Origin of the sequence: Amycolatopsis sp. lyj-23, from assembly GCF_046549135.1 — a bacterium.
Lineage (GTDB): Bacteria > Actinomycetota > Actinomycetes > Mycobacteriales > Pseudonocardiaceae > Amycolatopsis.
In genome coordinates, this window is record NZ_JAJPWN010000023.1 from 24,090 (window position 1) to 46,322 (window position 22,233).

At 73.0% G+C, this 22,233-nt stretch carries 19 protein-coding genes; 9 read left to right on the forward strand and 10 right to left on the reverse strand.

What is annotated here, in order from left to right; genetic code table 11:
- Positions 1-2,361 carry a HAMP domain-containing protein gene (locus ACLJPY_RS43085; RefSeq protein ID WP_410596761.1) on the reverse strand — a complete coding sequence of 787 codons (2,361 nt, stop codon included), beginning with the start codon at positions 2,359-2,361 and terminating at the stop codon, positions 1-3.
- A 192-nt stretch (positions 2,362-2,553) separates the two neighbouring features.
- Between ACLJPY_RS43085 and ACLJPY_RS43090 the strand changes: the two genes are divergently transcribed.
- Positions 2,554-3,456 carry a hypothetical protein gene (locus tag ACLJPY_RS43090; protein WP_410596762.1) on the forward strand — a complete coding sequence of 301 codons (903 nt, stop codon included), beginning with the start codon at positions 2,554-2,556 and terminating at the stop codon, positions 3,454-3,456.
- Here ACLJPY_RS43090 and ACLJPY_RS43095 read toward each other — a convergent pair.
- From ACLJPY_RS43095 to ACLJPY_RS43105, 3 genes are read right to left on the reverse strand one after another with little or no spacing between them, the layout of a single operon-like run.
- On the reverse strand, positions 3,453-3,686 hold the full coding sequence (locus tag ACLJPY_RS43095) for a helix-turn-helix transcriptional regulator (RefSeq protein WP_410596763.1): 234 nt from the start codon (positions 3,684-3,686) through the stop codon (positions 3,453-3,455). The two genes, ACLJPY_RS43090 and ACLJPY_RS43095, sit on opposite strands and share 4 nt — an antisense overlap.
- 2 nt (positions 3,687-3,688) lie before the next feature.
- The gene (locus tag ACLJPY_RS43100) at positions 3,689-4,540 is read right to left on the reverse strand and encodes an ABC transporter permease (RefSeq protein WP_410596764.1); all 852 of its coding nucleotides are present in this window, start codon (positions 4,538-4,540) and stop codon (positions 3,689-3,691) included.
- The gene (locus tag ACLJPY_RS43105) at positions 4,537-5,463 is read right to left on the reverse strand and encodes an ABC transporter ATP-binding protein (protein WP_410596765.1); all 927 of its coding nucleotides are present in this window, start codon (positions 5,461-5,463) and stop codon (positions 4,537-4,539) included. The genes ACLJPY_RS43100 and ACLJPY_RS43105 overlap by 4 nt, the downstream gene beginning before the upstream one ends.
- Positions 5,464-5,572: 109 nt before the next feature.
- Here ACLJPY_RS43105 and ACLJPY_RS43110 point away from each other — a divergent pair, with 109 nt between their 5' ends.
- The 4 genes from ACLJPY_RS43110 to ACLJPY_RS43125 are packed head-to-tail and all read left to right on the forward strand — an operon-like array spanning position 5,573 to position 9,072.
- A complete protein-coding gene (locus tag ACLJPY_RS43110; protein WP_410596766.1) occupies positions 5,573-5,887 on the forward strand; it encodes a DUF6191 domain-containing protein in 315 nt (104 codons plus the stop codon).
- A 4-nt stretch (positions 5,888-5,891) separates the two neighbouring features.
- Complete coding sequence (locus ACLJPY_RS43115; RefSeq protein ID WP_410596767.1) at positions 5,892-6,965, forward strand: precorrin-3B synthase; 1,074 nt, start codon at positions 5,892-5,894, stop codon at positions 6,963-6,965.
- Positions 6,962-7,585 carry a precorrin-8X methylmutase gene (locus ACLJPY_RS43120; RefSeq protein WP_410596768.1) on the forward strand — a complete coding sequence of 208 codons (624 nt, stop codon included), beginning with the start codon at positions 6,962-6,964 and terminating at the stop codon, positions 7,583-7,585. Before ACLJPY_RS43115 ends, ACLJPY_RS43120 begins: the two co-directional genes overlap by 4 nt.
- Positions 7,582-9,072 carry a precorrin-2 C(20)-methyltransferase gene (locus tag ACLJPY_RS43125; protein ID WP_410596769.1) on the forward strand — a complete coding sequence of 497 codons (1,491 nt, stop codon included), beginning with the start codon at positions 7,582-7,584 and terminating at the stop codon, positions 9,070-9,072. The genes ACLJPY_RS43120 and ACLJPY_RS43125 overlap by 4 nt, the downstream gene beginning before the upstream one ends.
- A gap of 94 nt (positions 9,073-9,166) precedes the next feature.
- On the opposite strand, the gene ACLJPY_RS43130 is transcribed toward ACLJPY_RS43125, so the two are convergent.
- The 6 genes from ACLJPY_RS43130 to cbiE all read right to left on the reverse strand — a co-directional run bounded on the left by ACLJPY_RS43130 (position 9,167) and on the right by cbiE (position 17,249).
- Positions 9,167-12,259, reverse strand: coding sequence for an arabinosyltransferase domain-containing protein (locus tag ACLJPY_RS43130; RefSeq protein ID WP_410596770.1), 3,093 nt, complete (start codon positions 12,257-12,259; stop codon positions 9,167-9,169).
- An 18-nt stretch (positions 12,260-12,277) separates the two neighbouring features.
- Positions 12,278-12,937, reverse strand: a complete 660-nt coding sequence (gene bluB, locus ACLJPY_RS43135; RefSeq protein WP_410596771.1) for a 5,6-dimethylbenzimidazole synthase — start codon at positions 12,935-12,937, stop codon at positions 12,278-12,280.
- Positions 12,934-13,653, reverse strand: a complete 720-nt coding sequence (locus ACLJPY_RS43140; RefSeq protein WP_410596772.1) for a cobalt-precorrin-6A reductase — start codon at positions 13,651-13,653, stop codon at positions 12,934-12,936. The genes bluB and ACLJPY_RS43140 overlap by 4 nt, the downstream gene beginning before the upstream one ends.
- Positions 13,650-14,666 (reverse strand): Gfo/Idh/MocA family protein, encoded by a 1,017-nt coding sequence (locus ACLJPY_RS43145; protein ID WP_410596773.1) that lies wholly within the window; start codon positions 14,664-14,666, stop codon positions 13,650-13,652. The genes ACLJPY_RS43140 and ACLJPY_RS43145 overlap by 4 nt, the downstream gene beginning before the upstream one ends.
- A complete protein-coding gene (gene cobM / locus ACLJPY_RS43150) occupies positions 14,663-15,424 on the reverse strand; it encodes a precorrin-4 C(11)-methyltransferase (protein WP_410596774.1) in 762 nt (253 codons plus the stop codon). Before cobM ends, ACLJPY_RS43145 begins: the two co-directional genes overlap by 4 nt.
- A gap of 649 nt (positions 15,425-16,073) precedes the next feature.
- Positions 16,074-17,249, reverse strand: a complete 1,176-nt coding sequence (gene cbiE, locus ACLJPY_RS43155) for a precorrin-6y C5,15-methyltransferase (decarboxylating) subunit CbiE (protein ID WP_410596775.1) — start codon at positions 17,247-17,249, stop codon at positions 16,074-16,076.
- A gap of 68 nt (positions 17,250-17,317) precedes the next feature.
- Here cbiE and ACLJPY_RS43160 point away from each other — a divergent pair, with 68 nt between their 5' ends.
- Genes ACLJPY_RS43160 through cobC form a run of 4 tightly spaced genes read left to right on the forward strand, consistent with a single transcriptional unit; the run spans position 17,318 to position 22,230 of the window.
- On the forward strand, positions 17,318-19,282 hold the full coding sequence (locus tag ACLJPY_RS43160) for a putative cobaltochelatase (protein ID WP_410596776.1): 1,965 nt from the start codon (positions 17,318-17,320) through the stop codon (positions 19,280-19,282).
- The gene (cobO, locus tag ACLJPY_RS43165) at positions 19,282-19,896 is read left to right on the forward strand and encodes a cob(I)yrinic acid a,c-diamide adenosyltransferase (RefSeq protein ID WP_410596777.1); all 615 of its coding nucleotides are present in this window, start codon (positions 19,282-19,284) and stop codon (positions 19,894-19,896) included. The genes ACLJPY_RS43160 and cobO overlap by 1 nt, the downstream gene beginning before the upstream one ends.
- The gene (locus ACLJPY_RS43170) at positions 19,890-21,221 is read left to right on the forward strand and encodes a cobyrinate a,c-diamide synthase (protein ID WP_410596778.1); all 1,332 of its coding nucleotides are present in this window, start codon (positions 19,890-19,892) and stop codon (positions 21,219-21,221) included. Before cobO ends, ACLJPY_RS43170 begins: the two co-directional genes overlap by 7 nt.
- On the forward strand, positions 21,214-22,230 hold the full coding sequence (gene cobC / locus ACLJPY_RS43175) for an Rv2231c family pyridoxal phosphate-dependent protein CobC (protein ID WP_410596779.1): 1,017 nt from the start codon (positions 21,214-21,216) through the stop codon (positions 22,228-22,230). The genes ACLJPY_RS43170 and cobC overlap by 8 nt, the downstream gene beginning before the upstream one ends.
- Positions 22,231-22,233: the final 3 nt, after the last annotated feature.

Consider the following 22,233-nt stretch of genomic DNA (forward strand, 5'->3'; position numbering starts at 1 on the left):
TCAGACCCCGGCCCCGTCCAGCCAGCTCAGGTAGTCGCTCTTGGCCTGCTCTTCGGGGGTCCGGGCGGGCAGCCGCGGTGGCGTCTGCGGCCGGGGACGGGCGGGCCGGTCCGCACGCGGCGGCTCCGGCCGGGGCCGCGGCTCCGGCTCCGGCTCGGGTGCCGGCTCGTCGACGATCTTCTGCAGCAGCTCGGTTTCGTCGGTCGCCGCACCGGTCGGCCGGCGGACCTCGCCGAGCCGGTCGCGCCCGTCGGTGAGGGCCTGGCGGCAGATCTCGACGCAGGAGGCGATGGTGCCGATCTCGTCCTGGCGCTGCGGGTAGACGACCGCGCCGGTGTCGCCGCGCGCGATCCGCCGCGCCTCGTCGCCGACCCGCCGCAGCGGCCGCACGACGACCAGCAGGTGCCAGGCGAACAGCATCAGCGCGACGACGGCGGTGAGCAGCGCGGCGACCCGCGCGCCCGAGCGCACGGTGTTGTCCGCCAGCCCGAGCGAGCCGATCGGCTGCTCGGCGACGACGACCCACTTCAGCGTCGCGGTGGAGCCCTTCTCGGCCAGGCGCTGCGCCGCGACCATGGCGGACGGCGTCGTCTCGCGGGCGTCCTTGCCCGACTGCGCGGCGTCGACGTTCTTGACCAGCGTCGCATCGGACAGCGGTGAGAACGCGAGGTAGCCCTGGGTGTCGGCGATCGTGCGCTTGCCCTCGTCGACGACCCGGACCCGGCCGCCGGCGGAGCCGAGCAGCTCGGCCATGCGCGGCACGTCGTATTCGCCGACCAGGACGTTCTTCGATCCCGGCAGCGGCGTGAACGCGTAGACGATCGGCACGCGCCCGCTGGTGTTGTGCTGGCGCAGGCCTTCGCCGTCGGGCAGTTTCCCGGGCTCGCGCAGCGACTCGCGCCCGGCCAGCAGCCGAACCGCGCCCTCGGCGTCGGTCACGTAGACGCTGCGGAACCGACTCTCGGTGCCGGCGAGCCGGTCGAGCATGCCGCGCAGCTGCTCCGGCTCCTTGCCCTTGCCGAGCCGGGCGACGGACTGCAGGTCGCTGAGGCCGGCGGCGAGGCTGCGGCGCAGGGTGTCGGCCGAGCGCGTGACGTGCACGCCGTGCTCGCTGAGCATGGTCGGCGAGACCTCGGCGTGCTGCCGGCCGAGCGTCGCGGCGACCGCGCCCGACCAGCCGAGCAGGGCTACCGCGACCGCCGCGATGACGAGCTGCGCCGAGAGGAACGGGCGCACGTCCGGCGCGGGCTTGCGGCGGCGCAGCTTCGACCGCGACCGTTCGAGGGCCGCCGTCACCCGGTTGACCTCGCGGATGCGCGACTGCCGGACCGGCTTGCCGAGCACCCCGGCGGCGACGGCGAGGGCGTCGGTGCGCGCCCGGCGAATCGGCGCCACGACCGTGCGGCGCAGCAGGACGAACCCCGCGACGGCCAGCGCGAGCAGCGCGGCGGCGGGGATCAGGCCCGGCCAGCGCACCGGCACGGTTTCGACCGGGAAGCGGCTGAACGCCACGACGGACAGGCCGAGGCTGCCGCCGATGCCGGCGGGGGAGACCGGGGCGTAGGCGACGACCGCGGCCCGCCGGGTTCCCTTCTCGGCGACGGCCGCCCCCGTCAGCACGCCGGTCTGCCCGGCGGCGGCCGCCGTGGCGGCGCGGGTGAGCAGTTCCTGGGCCGGGGTGTCGGTCGCGGCGACGTCGGAGCCGTGCGTGTACAGGACGGAGCCGTCCGGGGTAACCAGGCGGACCTGCTGTTGGGTGTCCTTGTCGAGGTCGCCGGCGGTGGTGCGCAGGGCGGTCGAGACGACGAGGAGCTTGCCGCCGCGGGCCCCGGTGAGCGGGAGCGCGGTCAGCACTAGCGGGGTGTCGCCGGAGCGGGCGACCGGGCGGACGGTGAGGTTCGCCACGGCGATCCCGCGCAGCGTCTCAACCGGCACCGGCTCCCCGCGGGTGGCGAGGATCTTTTGCGCGGCCGGGTCGTAGATGACGGCTCCGCGCCAGTATCCGTACGTCTCGCCCAGCCGGGTGAGCAGGGCGGCGTCGTCCTCGGTGTCGAACACCCCGGAGCCGGTCGCGACTCGGAGGTCGCCGGCGGCGGCCGTCGCCGAGGTGGCGACGCTCTGCGCGAGACCGGCGGCGCCGCGCTGCTGGCCGGCGGTCACCTCGTCGGGGACGCGGCCGGCGGCGTCGTTCGCGCGGATCAGCGAAAGCGGGCCCGCGGTGGACAGGTACAGGGCGGTGAAGGCGGCGATGAGCAGCAGCAGGACGAACGTGGTCGCCGACGCGACCCCGGCGCCGCGGGGGAACCCCGCCTCCGGGATCTGCGCGCGCAACCGCGCCGTTCGGACTTCGTGCTGGTTCAAGAGGGTCTCCCCAGGCCCTTCCCGTCACGCGTTCCGGAAACCGCCGGTCACCGCGACCGCTAGCGAAACATCCACCCGTTCGGGTCACGTGAAGGTATCAATGCTGTCTGTCGGGACGTTACAACCACCCCATTGGGTGACAAAGGGCGGCTAAGGCTAACTAACGGGTGACATCAGTACAGTTCGGGTGTGATGAGCCGACCGCGGATGTTGCTCAGCGTGGCCGGCGTGGCCGTCGCGCTGGCCCTGGTCCTCACCTTGGTGCTGGTCCTGGGTGACGACGCACCGCCGAAACGCGCCCCGGAGGCCGCTTTGGATTCCCTGGTGACCGAGTTCACGGCGAGGCTGTCCGCGGACCAGGAGTACCGCTCACCGCAGTCCGGCGAGCGCCGGACTGCGGCGGCCGGGTTCGCCGCCGTCCTGGACCGCCGGGGCTCGACGGACCTGCAGAAGCTCGGGTTCTCGGTGCGCGACGGCGTCGACCCGGCGACCGGGCGGCCGTACACGATCGCCGTCAACGAGCCGGACACCGAACGCGCGTGGGGGATGTACGTGATCGACCGGTCGGCCCCGCCGTCGCTGGCGATCGAGGTGCCGCACCCGGCGTTCGACCTGCGGACGGAGCTGTTCGGCGTCGACCTGTTCCGCCGCACGCCGGGTGCGGTGCTGCTGGTGGCGGGCGCGCACCGGAAAGCCGACGACAGCAAGGCCGACGTCGCGCACGAAGAGGACTCGGTGTTCCACGTCGTGGCGGCGGCGCTGGCCGGGCGCGGGCTGACCCAGGTCCAGCTGCACGGCTTCCACGACGAAAACCTGCCGTCGACGGACATCGTGCTGTCGTCGGGAGCCTCCGTGGCCGGCGACGCGGCCCGCCGCACGGCGACGCGCCTGGCGGCGGACGGGTTCGCGGTGTGCCAGGCGTGGGAGGAGCGCTGCGGAGCGCTGGAAGGGACGAAGAACGTCCAGGGCAAGCTGGCGGCGGCGGACGACACGGTGTTCCTGCACGTGGAGATGAGCCGGACCGTCCGCGAGTCACCCGAACGACGCGCCGGCGTCGTCCGGGCGCTCGCCGAAGCCGAGCTCACCAAACCCTAGGCCGACCGCTCGCCCAGCCGCGGGAACGGCTTCGTCGAGAACAGCACCTCGACCGCGACCTCGAAGAACTCCGCGATCCGCAGGGCCAGGTACAGCGAAGGGCTGTACTCGCCGCGCTCGAGGTAGCCGATCGTCTGGTAGTGCACCCCGAGGGCCTCCGCCAGCTGCCGCCGCGAGATCGACCGCTCCGCACGCAGCATCGCGATCCGGTTGTAGACGACCTCACTCATGACTACCCCACACGCTGCATGGCCCTCTGCCGCCGTTCGGCCAGCGACGAGCCCGCCTCGCGCCGCGCCATGCGGCGGAGCAGGACCGGAGCCAGCGCGAAGCCGAGCACCGCCCACGCGAGCAGCACCGCCACGGTCGCGACCGGCCGCCAGGACTGGCCGATCTCGACGACGACGGCGGCGTCCGGCAGCAGCGCCGACCGCATCCCGAGCCCCAGCCAGTACATCGGGAACACCTGCGCGATGTCCTGCAACCAGCCCGGCAGCGCGGTGATCGGGTAGAAGATGCCGGAGATCGCGCCGATGCCCATCACCGGCAGGGTGATCAGGCCGATGGACCGCGGGCTGCCGGTCAGCGACCCCAGCGCCGCGCCGATCGGCATCGTCGCGGCCATGCCGAGCACCAGCACCCCGAGCAGGTGCAGGTACGACCAGCCGCCGTCCGGCGCCAGCGCGGAGAACGCGAACAGGCACGGGACCAGCACCGCGGTCAGGGACGCGAGCTGCGCGATCGACAGCGCGGTCGTCTTCCCGATCAGGTAGCCGAGCATGCCGTTCGGGGTGGCCTTCGCGCGCAGCAGCGTGCCGTCCTCGCGGTCGACGGCCAGGTAGCCGGCGGCGCCGGTCAGGCCGTTGAACACGATGCCGGCGCCGAGCACGCCGGGCACGGTCGCCGCACCCAGCGAGAACGACGTGCCGGGCAGCGTGGCGTTGCGCATGAAGAACAACGTACCGAGGAAGAGGACGACGAAGACGAGCTGCCCCACCACGTCGTCGAGGTTGGTCCACGTCTGCTTGAACTCGATCCAGCCGCGGGCCAGCCCGGCGCGCAACGCGGTGGTCCTGGCGTTCATCGCGCACCCGCTTCCTGGAGACCGAGCTCCGTCTCGCCGCCGGTCTCCGCGCGGTGGACCAGCGTCATGTAGGTGTCCTCCAGCGACGCCCGGCGGACTTCGAGGTCGGCGACGGCGTCGCCGTGCTGCTTGAACAGGTCGTACACGTACTTCGTCGCTTCGGTCGTCGAGTGGACGAACCGCTGGCCGCCGACGCTCCAGCGGATTTCGGCCTCGCCGGAGATCTGCCGGCTGAGCTGGTCGGCCGAGCCGTCGGCGATGATCTTGCCGCCGTTGAGGATGAGGATCCGGTCGGCCAGCTTCTCGGCCTCGTCGAGGTCGTGCGTGGTCAGCAGGATCGTCGTGTCGAGCTCGTCGGACAGGCGGTGCACCAGGTCGTGGAACTCGCGCCGGGCCTCGGGGTCGAAGCCCGCCGTCGGCTCGTCGAGGAACAGCAGCTCGGGCCGGCCCACGATGCCGATGGCGACGTCGAGCCGCCGCCGCTGGCCGCCGGAGAGCTGCTTGAGCTTCTTGTGCGCGTGCTCGGTGAGCCCGACGGTCGCGATCAGCTCGTCGGTGTCCCACGGCCGCGGGTGCGACGCCGTCGAGTACGGCGCGTAGTACCGGCCGAGGTGGGCGAGCAGCTCGCGGATGCGCCACTTGCCGTGGTCGCGCCAGGACTGGAGCACGACCCCCAGCCGTGCCCGCCACGCCTCGTCGCCCTGCGCCGGGTCGACGCCCAGCACGCTCACCTCGCCCGCCGACCGCATGCGGAAGCCTTCGAGGATCTCGATCGTCGTCGTCTTCCCCGCGCCGTTCGGCCCGAGCAGGCCGACGACCTCCCCCCGGTACGCCTCGAACTCGAAGCCGTGGAGCACGTCGTTGGTGCCGTACCGCATCCGCAGCCCGCGCACGCGGACGACGGGATCGGCCGGATCTCTCATCGTGGTCACCCCCATCTGACTGATGCGGTCGAATGTAGCACGTCTACTACATTCGATCAGACTTCTACGGCCATGGGAACTTGACCCCGGGTCACCCGGTTCGCCGGGCATGGGAACCTGGCTGGGGCTGGCCCTTCCGGGCGGCGTGGTGGTCCTGCTGGTCATGGCCGCGATCGAACTGCGGCCGCGCAAGGACGGCTCGCGCTTCAAGGCGCGGCTGTCCGCGACCTACATCGAGGAGACCACCGCGTTCCTCTACGGCACCAAACGACGTGAGCTGGAACACCGGGAAACGATGTCGATGCTCGTCGAGCGGGACGCCGAAGGCGCGCCACCCTGGCGTGACGTGGACCTGGACGCCGGCACGGCCAGGATCCGGCCGCGTCCGGAGCCGCCGGAGCCGGAAAACCGCCAGCTACAGTGACCTCATGCCGACCCCAGCACGCGTGCGAGCCGACGCGTGCCCCGGTGTTTTCGCACCCCACGACGCCGCCGACGGGCCGTTGGCCCGCGTGCGGCTGCCCGGCGGCACGATTTCCGCAACGCAGCTGCGCGCGCTGGCCGACGCGGCGGAATCTTGCGGCGACGGCGACCTCCACCTCACCTCGCGCGGCAACGTCCAGCTCCGCGGCGTCACCCGGCCCGGTCTCGCGGCCCGGTTGAGCGACGCCGGCCTGCTGCCGTCGCCGTCGCACGAGCGGGTCCGCAACGTCCTCGCGTCGCCGTTGAGCGGGGTGCGCGGCGGCCTCGCCGACGTCCGCGAGTTGGCGGCGTCCCTGGACGACGTGCTGTGTTCGACGCCGGAGCTGGCGGCGCTGCCGGGACGGTTCCTCTTCGCGTTCGACGACGGCCGCGGCGACGTCGCGGGCGAAGGCGCCGACGTCTGCTGGCGTGCTCTCGATGCCGAAACGGGGACGCTGCTGCTCGCGGGCGGTGACACCGGACGGCGCGTGGCGCGCGCCGGCGCCGTGGCCGCGCTGGTCGAGGTCGCGCTGGAGTTCTGCCAGGTCCGCGGGGCCGCTTGGCGCGTCGCCGAACTCGACGACCCGGCTTGGCGCGGAACACCGGTGCCGCGGACGCCGGTCGAGGTCCCGGCCGGGCTGATCGAACGCGACGGCGGGTTCGCCGCCGGTGTCGTGCCGCGCTTCGGGCAGCTTTCGGCGGCACAGGCGCGGGCACTGGCGGAGTTCGGGACGGCGCTGGTGACGCCGTGGAAGTCCGTGGTCCTGCCGGACGTGCCCGCCGACGTGTTCGCGCGGCTGGGGTTCGGGGGCGAGGCGCTGGGGACCACCGCGTGCATCGGCCGTCCGGGCTGCGCGAAGTCGCGCGCCGACGTCCGGGCCGACGCGGTGTTCCGGCCGGGCCTGCGCGCGCACTTCTCGGGCTGCGAACGGCGGTGCGGGAAGCCGTCGCAGTCCCATGTGGACGTTGTCGCCGAAGCGGGGGGCTACCGCATCGACGGCCGCTGGGTGCCGCTCGACGAGATGGAAGGGAACCTGTGATCGACTACCTGCGGGACGGTGCCGAGATCTACCGGCACTCGTTCGCCACGATCCGCGAGGAGGCGGACCTGGCGATCCTGCCCGACGACGTGGCCGGGCTGGCGGTCCGGATGATCCACGCCTGCGGCATGGTCGATCTGGTCGACGACCTGCGCTACACGCTCGACGTCGTCGAGTCCGGCCGCGCGGCGCTCGAAGCCGGCGCGCCGATCCTGTGCGACGCGCAGATGATCGCCAGCGGCGTCACCCGCCGCCGCCTGCCCGCGGCCAACGAAGTCCTCTGCACGCTGTCGGACCCGGCGGTGCCCGGGCTCGCCGAGCGCATGGGCACGACGCGCTCGGCGGCGGCGCTGGAACTGTGGCGCGACCAGCTGCCCGGTTCGGTCGTGGCGATCGGCAACGCGCCGACGGCGTTGTTCCACCTGCTCGAGATCCTCGACGAAGGCGTCGGCGCGCCGGCGGCGATCATCGGCGTCCCGGTCGGGTTCGTCGGCGCGGTGGAGTCCAAAGTGGAGCTGGCCAAGCGGGCGCCCGCGCCCTACCTGGTGGTGCACGGCCGCCGGGGCGGCAGCGCGATGGCCGTCGCGGCGATCAACGCACTCGCGAGCGCCGAAGAATGACGGGCACGCTGTACGGCGTCGGGCTCGGCCCCGGCGACCCGGAACTGATGACGGTCAAGGCGGCCCGGCTGATTTCCGAGGCGTCGGTGATCGCCTACCACTGCGCGCGGCACGGCCGCAGCATCGCCCGGTCGGTCGCCGAGCCGTACCTGCGCGAAGGCCAGCTCGAGGAAAAGCTCGTTTACCCGGTGACGACCGAGACGACCGACCACCCGGGCGGCTACGAAGGCGCGATCGCCGACTTCTACGAGCTGAGCGCGAAACGGCTGGCCGAACACCTCGACGCGGGCCGCGACGTGGTCCTGCTCTGCGAGGGCGACCCGTTCTTCTACGGCTCGTACATGTACATGCACGAGCGGCTTTCCGGCCGCTTCGAAGCGGTGGTCGTCCCGGGCGTGACGTCGGTGAGCGCGGCGTCCTCGGTATTCGGCCGCCCGCTGGTGCAGCGCGACGAGGTCCTGACGGTGCTCCCGGGCACGCTCCCGGCCCCGGAGCTGGCCCGCCGCCTGGCCGACACGGACGCGGCAGCGGTGCTGAAGCTGGGCCGGACGTTTTCCTCGGTGCGCGAGGCGTTCGCGGAGGCCGGCAAGCTGGATGACGCCGTGTACGTCGAGCGCGCAACCTGGGGACAGCAGCGCGTGGAGCCGTTGGCCTCGGTGGATCCCGCGTCGGTGCCGTACTTCTCGCTGGCGTTGCTGCCCTCACCGGGTTATGCGTCACGGCAGTCTCCGCCTGCTTCGCCTCGTGAAGTTCCCTCAGCCGTGGGCGAGGTCGTCGTCGTGGGCCTCGGACCGGCCGGTCCGGAGTGGCTGACGCCCGAGGCGGCTGCGGAGCTTTCGGCCGCGGAGCACATCGTCGGATACGGGCCGTATGTCGCGCGAGTGCCGCAGAAGGCGGGCCAGCAGCGGCATGCGTCGGGCAACCGGGTGGAGGCGGACCGGGCGCGTGAGGCCCTGGACCTGGCGGTTTCCGGCGCCCGGGTCGCGGTGGTGTCCTCGGGCGACCCGGGCGTGTTCGCGATGGCGTCGGCGGTCCTCGAGCAGGTGTCGGCCGGCCACGGCACGGGCGTCCGAGTCCGGATCGTCCCGGGCGTGACGGCAGCCCAGGCGGCGGCGTCCCGGGTGGGCGCCCCGCTGGGCCACGACTACTGCGTGCTGTCGCTGTCGGATCGCCTGAAGCCGTGGGAGATCATCGAGAAGCGCCTGGACGCGGCGGGCGCGGCGGACCTGGTGCTGGCGCTGTACAACCCGGCGTCCCGCTCCCGGACGACCCAGCTGGCGGACGCCCGTGCGGTGCTGCTGCGCCACCGTGCTGCGGCCACCCCGGTCGTGGTGGCCCGCGACGTGGGCGGCCCGGAGGAGGACATCCGCATCACGACGCTGGGCGAGCTGGATCCGTCGACGGTGGACATGCGCTGCCTGCTGATCGTGGGCTCGTCTCGCACGCGCTCCGAAAACGGCATCGTCTGGACGCCCCGCAGCTACTAGCGCCCCAATGTGGCCTTGGTTGCGTCAGACGCACCCAATGTGGCCTTCGGTGCGTGAGACGCACCGAAGGCCGCCTTGGGGCGCTTGAGCCGGGTCAGCGTGTCGGGTCCTTGCCGTTCGGCTGGCTCGGGCCCGGCCCCGGGGACCACCACCCCGGCACCGTCTTCTCCCCGTGCACCACCGTCGGCGCGATGCCTTCGGTGAACGGCTCGATCTGCAGCAGCTGGCCCCACGACTGGCTCGGCTGGCCGATCAGGTAGCTCGGCACCTCCGGCTCCTCGGCCAGCTCCTCCAGCCAGCCGATCGGGCCGCCGTTCGTCGAGGACGCCCACTGGGCCTCGTCCGCCAGGCCGCCCGCCGTGATGCGGTAGTCCGGGACCTGCGAAATCCCGTCGTGCGACGTCACCGGCTGGACGCACGGGTACACGAACGAAGCCGGCCAGTCCACGTACACCGGCTTCGAGCCGATGCGGTCCGTCAGCGTCGTGAACGTCGGGACGCGCGGGGCCGACGCCGCGATCCAGCCGTCCTCGGTCAGGTCGTTGTCCACGATGTTGATGCGGACCGCGTTCGTCTCCGGTGGGAGGTCGCGCAGGTTGATGCGCGTGTCGTTCCAGCCGCCCGTGCCCGAGCCCGGCGGGAGCATGAACTGGCTGCGCAGGATCTTCACGCCCTCCGGCGTGTTGACGCCGTAGTCGAGGCTCACCGACGTCGGGCGCCGGGGCGCGCCCGCCGTGGCCACCACGATCTGGCCGTCCGCCGGCTTCTCCGTCAGCGCGTACCAGTCGCTGCGCAGCCGCCCGGCGCGCGTCTCCGGGTCGAGGTAGCTCGACCACATCGGCACCTTGTCCGGCGTGAACCCGTGCGGGGGCTCGGCCAGGGGGTCCTTGTCGTCGACCGGGCGGGTGTGGAAGCCGGTCTGGACGCGGCCGTTGTCCTGGTCCGGGTTCGGCAGCGGCGAGTCCGTCTCCTTGGGCTTCTCCGCGACCGTCCGCTGCTCGGCCTGCGTGTGCAGGATGCTCGTCGCCGCGTCGCGCTCGACCATCACGTGGTCGGAGAGGTTGCAGCTCTTGCCGAACAGGTGCCCGACGTTCGCGGCGCCCAGGCTGTAGCTGCCGGACTGGTTGTGGATCGCCCACGCCATCGTGACGAACTCGCCCGCCGCGACCAGGCCGCAGACCACGACCAGCGACAGCGACCCGAGCCGCAGTGCGCGCAGCCGGCCTTCCTGGGGCTGGGCCGGCAGTCCCGGCCGGTGCGCGCGGACGTTCTCCACGAACGCGTATATCCCGGCGACCGCCGCGGCGACCAGCAGGATCGTCGACAGCGGGATGCCCCCGACCGACGGCGCCACGTTCGTCCACTGGACGCCGAGGCGCGAGACGAACCAGTACGTGTTCGGCCCGGTCGCGGCGAGCGCGGCGACCACCAGCAGCGCCGCGAGGAAGGCCGCGCGGTTGCGCTGGGACCGCAGCACCGTCGAGCTCGTCGCGAGCGCGGCCAGCGCCGCCATCGACGCGCCGACCGCGGCGAACGCGCCGAAGTGGTGCGTCCACTTCGTCGGAGTCAGGGCCAGGAGCAGGAAGAACAGCGCCGTCGTGCCGATCAGGCGGCGCGCCGGGCCGAGCGCCGCGCCGGGGATCCGGCTGCGGCGCAGCAGCACGACCAGGCAGGTGGCCGTGCACAGGACGACCAGCAGCACCGGGAACCGGCGCGGCGCGGAGCCGTCCGGCAGGTCGGCGAACAGCAGCTGGTAGCGCGCCAGCTCCTGGAACCACGACAGGTTCGGGCCGACCTGGGTGCGGATCCGCGTCGCCTCCTGGACGGTCGCGAACGTCTGATCGGCGAACACGACGACCAGCACGAGCAGCCCGGCGGCGGCGACCGGCGCGAGCACCGGCAGCCAGCCGTTCTCGTTGGCGCGCTGGCGGATCAGCTTGAACAGCGGCCGCGCGGCGACCAGGAACGGCGCCACGGCGATCAGCCCGGTCGGCGTCGCGGCCAGGGTGAACCCGGCCGCGGTCAGGCCCAGGCACAGCGGCAGCAGCCGCCGCGTCACGAGCGTGCGCTCGACCGCGCAGATCGCCAGCAACGAGCCGAGCGCGGCCACCGGTTCCGGGCGGACGCCGTTGTTGTAGGGCATCCACCAGATGAGGAACACCGTCGCCGCGGCCCAGCTGGCCGGGCGGCTGGTGCGGATCTGGCTGCCGAGGCGCGGCATCACCTCGCGGCTGATCAGCAGCCAGCTGAGCACGCCGAGCAGGAACGACGGCAGCCGGATCCACGGCGGCACCGTGCTGACGTGCGTCATCAGCTCGAACACGTGGTAGAACCAGCCGAACGGCGCCTCGGCGACGCCGAACCAGCGGTGGTAGTTCGTCAGGTAACCGGTCGACTCGGTGACCCGGGCCATCGTGAGGATGTAGCCGTCGTCCGAGGTCACCGGCCCGATGAAGACCCATGCGCCGAGCGCGACGATCACCGTGGCGTCCCGCGCGGTCAGCCGCCACCAGCCGACCGGCGCCCAGCGCGGCGCGCGCCGCGCGAACCCGGAGTCGCGGCGCCAGACCGCGATCAGGCAGCCGATCAGCGACAGCACGGCGAGCACGCCGACGACGATCTTCAGCGCGGTCGGCGACGTCTGGTACCGCGTGTCCGGCACGACCGAGACGTGCAGCCCGGCGATCGGGTCCTTGCTCGAGTTGATCGAGGAGTAGATGCCGACCACGCGCGGCCGGACGTCGCCGTTCGCGTGGAAGATCGGCGTCCCCGCGACGGCGAGGGTCATCTGCGTCGCATCGACGTCCAGCTCGACGTCGCACTTCTCGGCGGGCAGCGGCTGCTGGGCGATCTGCTGGCCCTGGCTGGAGGCGAGCAGCACGCCGTTGTCGACGCGCAGCTGCAGGCCCACGCCGTTGCCGGCCTTCGGGTCGGTGCGGCCGTCCGGCACGGTGGCGAACAGCAGGCCCGGACCGTTCGTGCGCGCGTCGACCGAGCGGATGGCCGCGCACGGCAGTTCGGCGCGCAGGTCCTCGGCCCAGTACCCGGTCAAGGGCGCGTTGACGGAGCGGGTGTCGCTGCCGGTCGGCCAGACGACCTCCGCCGTGTCCTGCACCACCGGCAGGAAGGGGAAAGCCAGCGCGCACAAGGCCGAGAGCAACCCCAGCGCTACGGCAATCAGACGCATCGGCGCAACGCTAACGGGTCAGAGGTCGGCCGCTGACGCAGCCCCCGGGTCACGCGGGGTGAACCGCCCGTGGTGTACCGCCTCGGACAGGGGACGGCGGCTGCGCCAGCCGTGGCGTTCCAGGTCGGGCACGGTCGCCAGCTCGCTGACCGGACCGGCGCACAGCCACGCCACCGGCCGGACGCCGTCGGGGACGCCAAGCAGCTCGGCGAGGAACGGTTCGCGGTAGAAGCTCACCCAGCCGACGCCGAGACCCTCCGCGGTCGCGGCGAGCCAGAGGTTCTGGATCGCGAGGCACACGGAGTAGAGGCCGGCGTCGGCGATGGCGTGCCGCCCGAGCACGTCGGGCGCGCCACGCGCCGGATCGTAGGTGACGACGATGCCGAGGCTCGCTTCGAGGATGCCTTCGATCTTGATGTTCGCGAAGGTGCCGGCCCGGTCCTCGCCGAGCTGCCCGGCGAAGACCTCCCGCTCCTCGTGGACGTGTTTGGCGAACTTCTCGCGCGTCGCGAGGTCGTCGACCAGCACGAAGTCCCACGGCTGGGTGAGCCCGACGCTCGGCGCGGCGTGCGCGGCCTCGAGGATCCGCGTCAGCGTGGCTTCGGGGATCGGCTCGCCGGTGAACTCGCCGCGGACGTCCCGCCGCTTGCGCAGGACTTCGTAGAACTCTTCGATCATCGGTGCAGGACCCATTCGACGGCGTCGGGGACGGTTTCGGCGGTCTCCGTGGCGGGCCGTGGCGGCCGCCGGATCACGAGGACGGGCTTCCCGAGTTCACGGGCGGCGGTCAGCTTCGCGCTGGTCTGCGGGCCGCCGGAGTCCTTCGTGACCAGGACGTCGACCCGGCCGAGCAGCTCCCGTTCGGCGGCCACCTCGTACGGCCCGCGCGCGAGGAGGAGCTCGTGGTGCCGCGGCAGCGGCGGCTCGGGCGGGTCGACGCAGCGGATCAGGAACCACAGGTCGTCGAGGTGCGCGAAGGCCGGGAGCCCCTGGCGGCCGCTGGTGAGGAAGACGCGTTTGCCCAGGTCGGGGAGTTGACGGGCGGCGTCGGCGAGGTCGTCGGCCCAGTGCCAGACGTCCCGCGGGCCCGCTTGCCAGCCCGGCCGCGCGAGCCTGAGCAGAGGCGTTTGCGTCACTTTGGCCGCTTTGGCCGCGTTCGCGCCGATGCGTTCGGCGAAGGGGTGCGTCGCGTCCACGACGGCTTCGATCCGGTTCTCGCGCAGGTACGCCGCGAGGCCGTCCGGACCGCCGAAGCCGCCGACGCGCACTTCGCCGACCGGGAGCTTCGGCCGCGCGACGCGTCCTGCCAGCGAAGAGACAACGCGCACTCCGCGCGCGCTGAGCACTTCGGCGAGCTGCCGGGCTTCGCCGGTCCCGCCGAGGATCAGGATCACGAGGGACGCCCGTAGCCGACGGCCTCCCGCCAGCGGTCCAGCGTCCGCAGGTTGGCGAGGGTCTCCGCCCAGGTCAGCTCGGGTGCCTGCCGGTCTTCGACGTGCGCGGCGACGTGGTCCGCTTCGCGCGCGAAGACGCCCTGCGTGGCTTCGACCTCGATGACCTCCGGCTCGCCGCCGGCGGGCGTCAGGATGATCTGCGAGACGCCGGGCTTGCGCAGCGGGTGGATCCACGCGGGCTGCGGGATGTGGATCTGCCCGGCCGAGCCGAAGACGCGGATGCCGTCCTCGCGGGTGAGCCGGATCCCGCACGAGATCGTCGCGAGGATGTCCCCGGGCAGGCGCAGCAGGCCGGTCGCCCACTCGTCGACGCCGGTGGCGGACAGGTGCGCCATCCCGCTGACCTCGGAGGGTTCGACGACGTCCTGCCCGGTCGCGGCCTGCGCCACCAGCCGGGCCAGCGACGTGCAGTAGCAGCCGACGTCGAGGATCCCGCCGCCGCCGAGCGCCGGGTCGCTGAGCCGGGCGGTCTCCTCCGGGTTGCTGTCGAAGGAGAACGTCGTGTCCACCGCGCGGACCTCGCCGATGGCGCCGGAGGAGATCAGTTCGGCGAGCCGCCGCGTCTGCGGGTGCAGCCGGTACATGAACGCCTCCATGAGGAAGACGTCGTTCGCCCGAGCGGCCGCGATGACCTCCTCGGCATCGGCCGCGGTAATGGTCAACGGCTTCTCGCACAGCACGTGCTTCCCCGCTTCGGCGGCGGCGATGGCCCACTGTTTGTGCATCGCGTGCGGCGTCGAGACGTACACGGCGTCGATGTCCGGGTCAGCGAGGAGCTCTTCGTAGCTGCCGTAGGCCTTCGGGATGTCGAAGCGCGTGGCGAAGTCCCGCGCCCGCCCGGCATCCCGGGCGGCAACGGCCCCGAGGACGCCGTGTTTGCTTTCGTCGACGCCCGCGGCGAAGTGCCCGGCGATCGTCCCGGCGGCCAGCAGGCCCCAGCGCAGTTCCGTCACAACGACTCCGGTTGGTTCGCCCGGTCACGGGCACTCGAGTAGAGGAAGCTGTCGGGAAAGTCGGTGGCGGCGAGCACCCGCCCCACGAAGATGGTGGCAGCGCGCGTCATCCCGGCGGCCCGGACGAGCGCGGGCAGCTCACCGAGCACCCCGCGCACAACGGTCTCCCCGGCCTGGCTGGCGAGCGCGACAACGGCGACGGGGCAGCCCTCGCCGTAGTGCGGCTTCAGTTCCTCCGCCACCCGCTCGACGTGGTTGATGGCGAGGTGCAGCGCGAGCGTGGCCCCGGTCGCGGCAAAGGCGGCCAGGGTCTCAGAGGGCGGCATCTTGGTGGAGCGCGCCTGAACCCGGGTGATGACGAGGCTCTGCCCGATTTCGGGCACGGTGAGCTCCCGCTTCAGCACGGCGGCCGAAGCGGCGAAGGCGGGCACCCCGGGCACGACGTCATAGGGAACACCGGCGGCATCGAGCCGCCGCACCTGCTCGGCGACGGCGCTGTAGAGCGCCGGATCCCCGGAGCACAACCGCGCGACGTCGTGCCCGGCGCGGTGCGCCTCGACCAGCTTCGCGACGATCTGTTCCAGGCTGAGGTTCGCCGTGTCGACGAGCTCGGCCCCGGGCGGGCAGTAGGCGAGCAGATCGGGCGGGGTCATGCTGCCGGGATAGAGGCAGACGCGGCAGCGGGCAAGCAGGTCCCGCCCCCGCACGGTGATGAGGTCGGCGGCGCCGGGCCCGGCGCCGATGAAGTGGACGGTCATCGGCTGCTCCGGAGAGTGGGCCTGCCACCGCGCGAGGTCGCCGGCGGTCGGGTGCTCGGCAGGCGGGTGCCACGCCGGTGGGCGTCCGGCGCGGCGCCTGGCAGGCGCGTGCCCGGTCGGCGGGCGCGCCGACAGTGGACGCCCGGCGCGCTGCCGATCGTCGGGCGCGGGGCGGGCATGGGCGCCCAGCCGGTGGCCGGGTGCCCGCCGCCATGCCGGTCCTCAGGCAGCCCCGCGAGCTCGGCTGCGCGGTCGGCGGCCGCCGGTCGCCGCGACGCGAGTGCGCCTTCAAGGCAGCTCATGCCGCGGGCGGTCGCCCACCGCGCCGCGTGAGCGAACACCGGGCCGCGGGCCGCAAGCCGGTCTAGCGGCAGCCCCGCGCACTCAGGTGCGCAACCGGTGGTCGCTGACCGCGTGGCGTGCACCAGGCCGGTGGTTGCCGGCCGAGCCGAGGGCATGAGCACCCCGCTGCCAGCCGGTCGCCGGTCCGCAGGCAGCCCCGCGCCCCCGGGAGCGCAACCGGTGGTCGCCGGCCGAACCACAGCCGCCGACCACGCCGTGGCCCCGAACACCCGGCCCACACCCGCAACCGGGCTTACCAGCCTCCGCGCCAGTCCACCCACGCACCCGGGAACCGCCCGCACCCCGATCACCGGCTGCTCCACTGAGTCACCACCCGCGCCGGAGTCCACCCGGTGAACCCGCCCAGCGGCGCCGCCCGCTCAACACCGATCCTCAGCAGTTCCCCGCCGTGCTCCTCGTACGCCCGGGCCAGCACCTGCTCGGCCTCCAGCGTCACCCCGTGCGCCACCACCCGTGCGCCCGTGGCCACGCACGCGTCCAGTACGCCCGGCGCCGTCACGCCGCCTCCGATGAAGACCGCGTCCGGCGCGGGCAGCGCGCTCAGCGCTTCCGGTGCTTCCCCCGCCACCACCTCCAGTTCCGGTACTCCCAGGTCCAATGCGTTCCGGCCGATCCGCTCGGCCCGCTCCGCGGAGCGTTCGATCGCGACCGCACGGTTCAGCCCGTGCAGCCGTGACCACTCGATGCCGACGCTGCCCGCGCCCGCGCCGACGTCCCACAACAGCTCGCCGGGACTCGGCGCGAGGCGGGCCAGCGCCGACACTCGGAGGTCGCGTTTGGTCAGCTGCCCGTCGTGGGCGTACACGTCGTCCGGGATGCCGATCAGCGGCAACGCCGGACCCGCGCACGCCAGCGCGAACACCGTCAGCGGTCCGGGATCGCCGTCCCAGCCGTCGGAGATGCGCTCGTCGGGCCCGCCCAGGTTCTCCAACGCGATCAGTTCGCTCTCGCCATAACCCCGCACGGTGAGCAGGGAGCGCAAAGCGGGCGCGTCGGCACCCAGGACGAGCACTCGCCGGCGCGGCGCCAGCACCCGGGCGACGCGGGCCGACGACCGGCCGACGATGGTGACCACCTCGGTCTCCTCGGCGGACCACCCCAGCCGTGCCCGGGCCAGTGTCACCGACGAGAGCGCGGGCAGTGCCTCGACCTCGTATCCATGGGCCACCAGTGTGGCACCCACCCCCGACAAAAACGGATCGCCGCTGGCCAGGACGCAGATCCGGGCCCCTTCGTGCTCCGCGATGACCGCGTCCAGCCCGGGCAGCAACGGCGTCGGCCACGCCTGCGCCGGGACGCCCTCGGGCAGGTAGCCGAGCTGCCGGGGCGCACCCAGCACGACGTCCGCGGCGAGCACCGCGGCTTTCGCCTGCTCCGAAAGGCCGGACCAGCCGTCGGCCCCGATCCCGACCACGGTCAGGCGGTCCGCTCCGGTGGCCGGTGGACGTGATGTTTCGCGCACGATTTCCCACCCTAAGCGAGGCGGGCGCTGTGCGATGATCGGCCGGTCGCCGACCTGGAGGAGCGCTGTTGAAGCCGTACCCGTTCACCGCCGTCGTCGGGCTGCCGGACCTGCGCCTGGCGCTGGTCCTCTCCTCGATCTCGCCCGCCGTCGGCGGGGTGCTGGTGCGCGGCGAAAAGGGCACGGCGAAGTCGACCATGGTCCGCGCGCTCGCCGGCCTCCTGCCCGGTGTCGACGTCGTCGACGGCTGCCGCTTCTCCTGCGATCCCGCGGCGCCCGACCCGCTCTGCCCGGACGGCCCGCACGAGAACAACACGAGTCACCGACGTCCGGCCCGCCTGGTCGAACTCCCGGTCGGTGCGGCCGAAGACCGCGTCATCGGCAGCCTGCACCTGGAACGCGCGCTCGCCGAAGGCGTCACGGACTTCCAGCCCGGCCTCCTGGCCGCCGCGCACCGCGGGCTGCTCTACGTCGACGAGGTCAACCTCCTGCACGACCACCTCGTCGACACGCTCCTGGACGCCGCCGCGATGGGCCGCGCGACCGTGGAACGCGAGGGCGTTTCGGTGTCGCACGCGGCGCGGTTCGTGCTGATCGGCACCATGAACCCCGAAGAGGGCGAGCTGCGCCCGCAGTTGCTGGACCGGTTCGGCCTGACCGTCGAGGTCGCCTCCAGCCGGGACCCCGAGCAGCGCGTCGAGGTCGTCCGCCGCCGCCTCGCCTACGAAGCCGATCCGGACGCCTTCGCCGCGCAGTACGCCGACGAAGACGCCCAGCTCGCCGCGGACATCGAAGCGGCGCAACGTCTCCTGCCCGCCGTCAAGCTGCCCGACGACGCCTTGCGCCAGATCGCCGAGGTCTGCGCCTCCTTCGAGGTCGACGGCATGCGCGCGGACATCGTCACCGCGCGCACGGCGGTCGCGCACGCGGCCTGGTCCGGCCGCGACGAGGTGACCACCGAAGACGTCCGCGTCGCCGCGCGGCTCGCGTTGCCGCACCGGCGCCGCCGGAACCCGTTCGACGCGCCGGGCATCTCCGAAGAGCAGCTGGAGCAGGCCCTCCAGGACGCCCAGCCGGACCCCGGACCCGAGGACGACGGCCCCGGCTCGGGGTCGGCGCCGCCGGAAACGCCCGAGTCGCCGGGGAGCGAGAACGCTCCGCAGGGCCAGCAACAGCCGAACGCGGGCGCGCAGCAGAATGCAGGCGGGCAGCAGAAAACCGTCGGCGCCGGCGAGACGTTCAAGGCGCGCGTGTTCCGCGTCAAGGGCACGGGCGAGGGCGAGCGCGGACGCCGTTCGCGCGCGATCACCGACAGCGGACGCACCATCGGCGTCCAGCCCGCCAGCGTCCGCGAAGGCCGCCCCCACCTCGTCGCGACGGTCAAAGCCGCGGCCCCGCACCAGAAAGCCCGCGGCCGCGACGGCGCTGCGCTCAAGCTGCGGCCCGAAGACCTCCGGTACGCACTGCGCGAAGGCCGCGAAGGCAACCTCGTGCTGTTCTGCGTCGACGCGTCCGGCTCGATGGGCGCGAAGGCCCGCATGCGCGAGGTCAAGTCCGCGGTCCTGTCGCTGCTCCTGGACGCCTACCAGCGCCGCGACAAGGTCGGGCTCGTCACGTTCCGCGGCAACGCGGCCGAACTCGCACTGCCGCCGACGATCAGCGTCGACGCGGCCGCGTCTCGCCTGGAAGGCCTCCCGACCGGCGGCCGGACACCGCTGGCCGAAGGGCTCCTGGAGGCGGCGCGCGTGCTGCGGGTCGAGGAGATCCGCGACCCGCGGCGCCGCCCGCTGCTGGTCGTCGTCACCGACGGGCGCGCCACCAGCGGACCGGACGCCGTGGCGCGCGCCCAGGCCGCGGCCGGGCTGCTCACCGGCGTCACGGCCGTCGTGATGGACTGCGAAAGCGGGAAGATGCGGCTCGGCCTGGCCGCCGACCTCGCCGCCCACCTGGGCGCGGAACACGTCCCCCTCGCCGACGTCGCCGCCGACTCGCTCGCGGACGCCGTCCGCGCCCGGACCGGAAGGGCCGCCTGATGCCGCAGGGAAAGCCCGACGTCGTCCCGAACGACGGCCTGACCACGCGCCAGCGCCGCAACCGGCCGCTGCTCGCCGTGCACACCGGCGAGATGAAGGGCAAGTCGACGGCCGCGTTCGGGATGGCGCTGCGCGCCTGGAACCAGGGCTGGTCGATCGGCGTGTTCCAGTTCGTCAAGTCGGCGAAGTGGCGCGTCGGCGAGGAAGCGGCGTTCAAGGCGCTCGGGAAGCTGCACGACGACACCGGCCAAGGTGGGCCGGTCGAATGGCACAAGATGGGCGAAGGCTGGAGCTGGGCGCGCAAGTCCGGCTCCGAGGACGACCACGCGGAGAACGCGCGCGAAGGCTGGGCGGAGATCAAGCGACGGCTCGCCGCCGAGGCGCACGACTTCTACGTCCTCGACGAGTTTTCCTACCTGCTCAAGTGGGGCTGGCTCGAAGTGGACGACGTCGTGTCCACTTTGGTCTCGCGGCCCGGGCACCAGCACGTCGTCATCACCGGCCGGTACGCGCCGCCGGAGCTCGTCGAGGCCGCCGACCTGGTCGCCGAGATGACCAAGGTCAAGCACCCGATGGACGCCGGGCAGAAGGGCCAGCGGGGGATCGAATGGTAGCGCGCGTGGTCGTCGCCGCGCCCGGTTCCGGGCACGGCAAGACCACGATCGCCGCCGGGCTGATGGCGGCGCTGCGCGCGGCCGGGCACCGGGTTTCGGGGCACAAGGTCGGCCCGGACTTCATCGACCCGAGCTACCACGCGCTGGCGACCGGACGTCCCGCGCGCAACCTGGACCCGTTCCTGCAGGGCGAAGAGCGGCTGGTTCCATTGCTGCGGCACGGTTCCGCGGGCGCCGACATCGCCGTGATCGAAGGCGTGATGGGCCTGTTCGACGGGGCACTGGGCACCGAGGGGTACGCCTCGACGGCCCACGTGGCCAGGGTGCTGGACGCGCCGGTCGTGCTGGTCGTCGACGCTTCGGCCGCGTCTCGCAGTGTCGGTGCGACGGTGCTCGGGTTCGCCCACTACGACAACCGCGTGCGGCTGGCCGGCGTCATCCTGAACAAGCTCGGCTCGCAGCGGCATCGCGACGAGATCGCGTCCGCGCTCGAAGCCACCGGCGTGCCGCTGCTGGGAGCGTTGTACCGCAACGAAGAGATCCACGCGCCCAGCCGTCACCTCGGGCTCGTCCCGGCGGCGGAACGGGCCGCCGAAGCACAGCACGTGCTGCCCGCCCTCGCCGCTTGGGTGCGGGAGGGCGTCGACCTCGAGGCGATCGTCCGGATCGCTTCCGCTGCGCCGCGGCTCTCCGTGCCACCGTGGGAACCGTCCGGTGTGGACGGTCCGCGGGTGACGGTCGCGGCCGCCGGAGGTCCGGCGTTCACCTTCCGCTACACCGAAAACGTCGAGCTGCTCGCCGCTTGCGGGGTCGAGGTCGTCGACATCGACCCGCTGCGGGACCAGGCCTTACCCGACGGGTGCGCGGGGTTGTACTTCGGCGGCGGGTTCCCCGAGGTGCACGCGGCGGAACTGTCGGCGAACACGGCGTTGCGGTCCGAAGTGGCTTCGGCCATCGAGAGCGGGATGCCGGTGAGCGCGGAATGCGCGGGGCTGCTGTACCTGTGCCAGTCGCTGGACGGCGTGCCCATGGTCGGCGCGGTGCCGGCGGACGCCAAGATGACGGCCCGCGGCAAGCTCGGCTACCGGCGCGCGGTCGCCGTCGAGGACAACCTGCTCGCGACGGCCGGTCAGCGCGTCACCGGGCACGAATTCCACCGCACCGAAGTGACGCCGTCGCACGGCGCTGCGGCGGCGTGGGGCTGGGACAGGCAGCTGGACGGCTTCGCGTCGCCGACCCTGCACGCCTCCTACCTGCACGTCCACTGGGCCGGGTACCCCGAGCTGGCGCAGCGGTTCGCGGCGCGGGTCCGCGCCCGTGGGTGACTACGACCTGCACCACCACGGTGATCGCGAGGTCGGGCCGGGGCTGGTCGATTTCGCGGTGAACGTCCGGTTGCCGCGGCCGCCGGCGTGGCTGCGGGACGAGCTGGCGTCCGCTTTGGACTCCCTCGCGGCTTATCCGTCCACTGAGGACGCCGTGCGGGCGGTCGCCGCGCGGCACGGTCGTCCTCCCTCGGAAGTGCTGGTCACGGCGGGTGCGGCGGAGGCGTTCACGCTGCTGGCCTCGGCGTTCCGGCCACGGCACGCGGTGGTCGTGCACCCGCAGTTCACCGAGCCCGAAGCGGCCCTGCGGGCGGCCGGACATGCGGTTTCGCGGGTGGTACTGGCCGAATCGGACGGGTTCGTCCTCGATCCCGCGCTCGTCCCGGCCGGCGCCGACCTGGTGTTCGTCGGGAACCCGACGAATCCGACCTCCGTGCTGCACCCGGCGGCGGTATTGCGTTCCCTGGTCCGGCCCGGTCGGCTGCTCGTGGTCGACGAGGCGTTCCTGGACGCGATCCCCGGCGAGGCCGAGAGCCTGGCGTCCGGTGTCCCGGGTGTCGTCGTGCTGCGCAGCCTGACGAAGACGTGGGGGCTCGCCGGGCTGCGGGCGGGTTACGTGCTCGCTTCGGCGGACGTCATCGAGCGGCTGCGGGCGGTGCAGGTGCCGTGGTCGGTGTCCACGCTGGCCGGCGTGGCGACGGTGGCGTGCTGTCGCCCGTCCGCCCTGGAGGAGGCGGAAAAGCTGGCGACGGCGGCGGAGTCGGATCGGGAGTACCTGGTGTCGGGCCTGGCTTCGCAGGGAGTCGACGTGCTGGGTGACCCGCGCGGCCCGTTCGTGCTGGTGCGCGTGCCCGATGGTGCTTCGGTGCGCGCTCGCCTGCGCGACGCGGGCTACGCCGTGCGGCGGGGGGACACGTTCCCCGGGCTGGGGCCGGATCACCTGCGGCTGGCCGTGCGCGATCGGGTGACGACGGAGGCGTTTTTGAGGGCGTTGCGGAAAATCCTGTAAACA

Coding starts and splice junctions, on each gene's coding strand:
- ACLJPY_RS43100 (WP_410596764.1), bottom strand. CDS start 4,540: ATGAACGCCAGGACCACCGCGTTGCGCGCCGGGCTGGCCCGCGGCTGG.
- ACLJPY_RS43125 (WP_410596769.1), top strand. CDS start 7,582: ATGACGGGCACGCTGTACGGCGTCGGGCTCGGCCCCGGCGACCCGGAA.
- ACLJPY_RS43090 (WP_410596762.1), top strand. CDS start 2,554: ATGAGCCGACCGCGGATGTTGCTCAGCGTGGCCGGCGTGGCCGTCGCG.
- ACLJPY_RS43095 (WP_410596763.1), bottom strand. CDS start 3,686: ATGAGTGAGGTCGTCTACAACCGGATCGCGATGCTGCGTGCGGAGCGG.
- bluB (WP_410596771.1), bottom strand. CDS start 12,937: ATGATCGAAGAGTTCTACGAAGTCCTGCGCAAGCGGCGGGACGTCCGC.
- cobM (WP_410596774.1), bottom strand. CDS start 15,424: ATGACCGTCCACTTCATCGGCGCCGGGCCCGGCGCCGCCGACCTCATC.
- ACLJPY_RS43130 (WP_410596770.1), bottom strand. CDS start 12,259: ATGCGTCTGATTGCCGTAGCGCTGGGGTTGCTCTCGGCCTTGTGCGCG.
- ACLJPY_RS43170 (WP_410596778.1), top strand. CDS start 19,890: ATGGTAGCGCGCGTGGTCGTCGCCGCGCCCGGTTCCGGGCACGGCAAG.
- cobO (WP_410596777.1), top strand. CDS start 19,282: ATGCCGCAGGGAAAGCCCGACGTCGTCCCGAACGACGGCCTGACCACG.
- ACLJPY_RS43115 (WP_410596767.1), top strand. CDS start 5,892: ATGCCGACCCCAGCACGCGTGCGAGCCGACGCGTGCCCCGGTGTTTTC.
- ACLJPY_RS43105 (WP_410596765.1), bottom strand. CDS start 5,463: ATGAGAGATCCGGCCGATCCCGTCGTCCGCGTGCGCGGGCTGCGGATG.
- ACLJPY_RS43110 (WP_410596766.1), top strand. CDS start 5,573: ATGGGAACCTGGCTGGGGCTGGCCCTTCCGGGCGGCGTGGTGGTCCTG.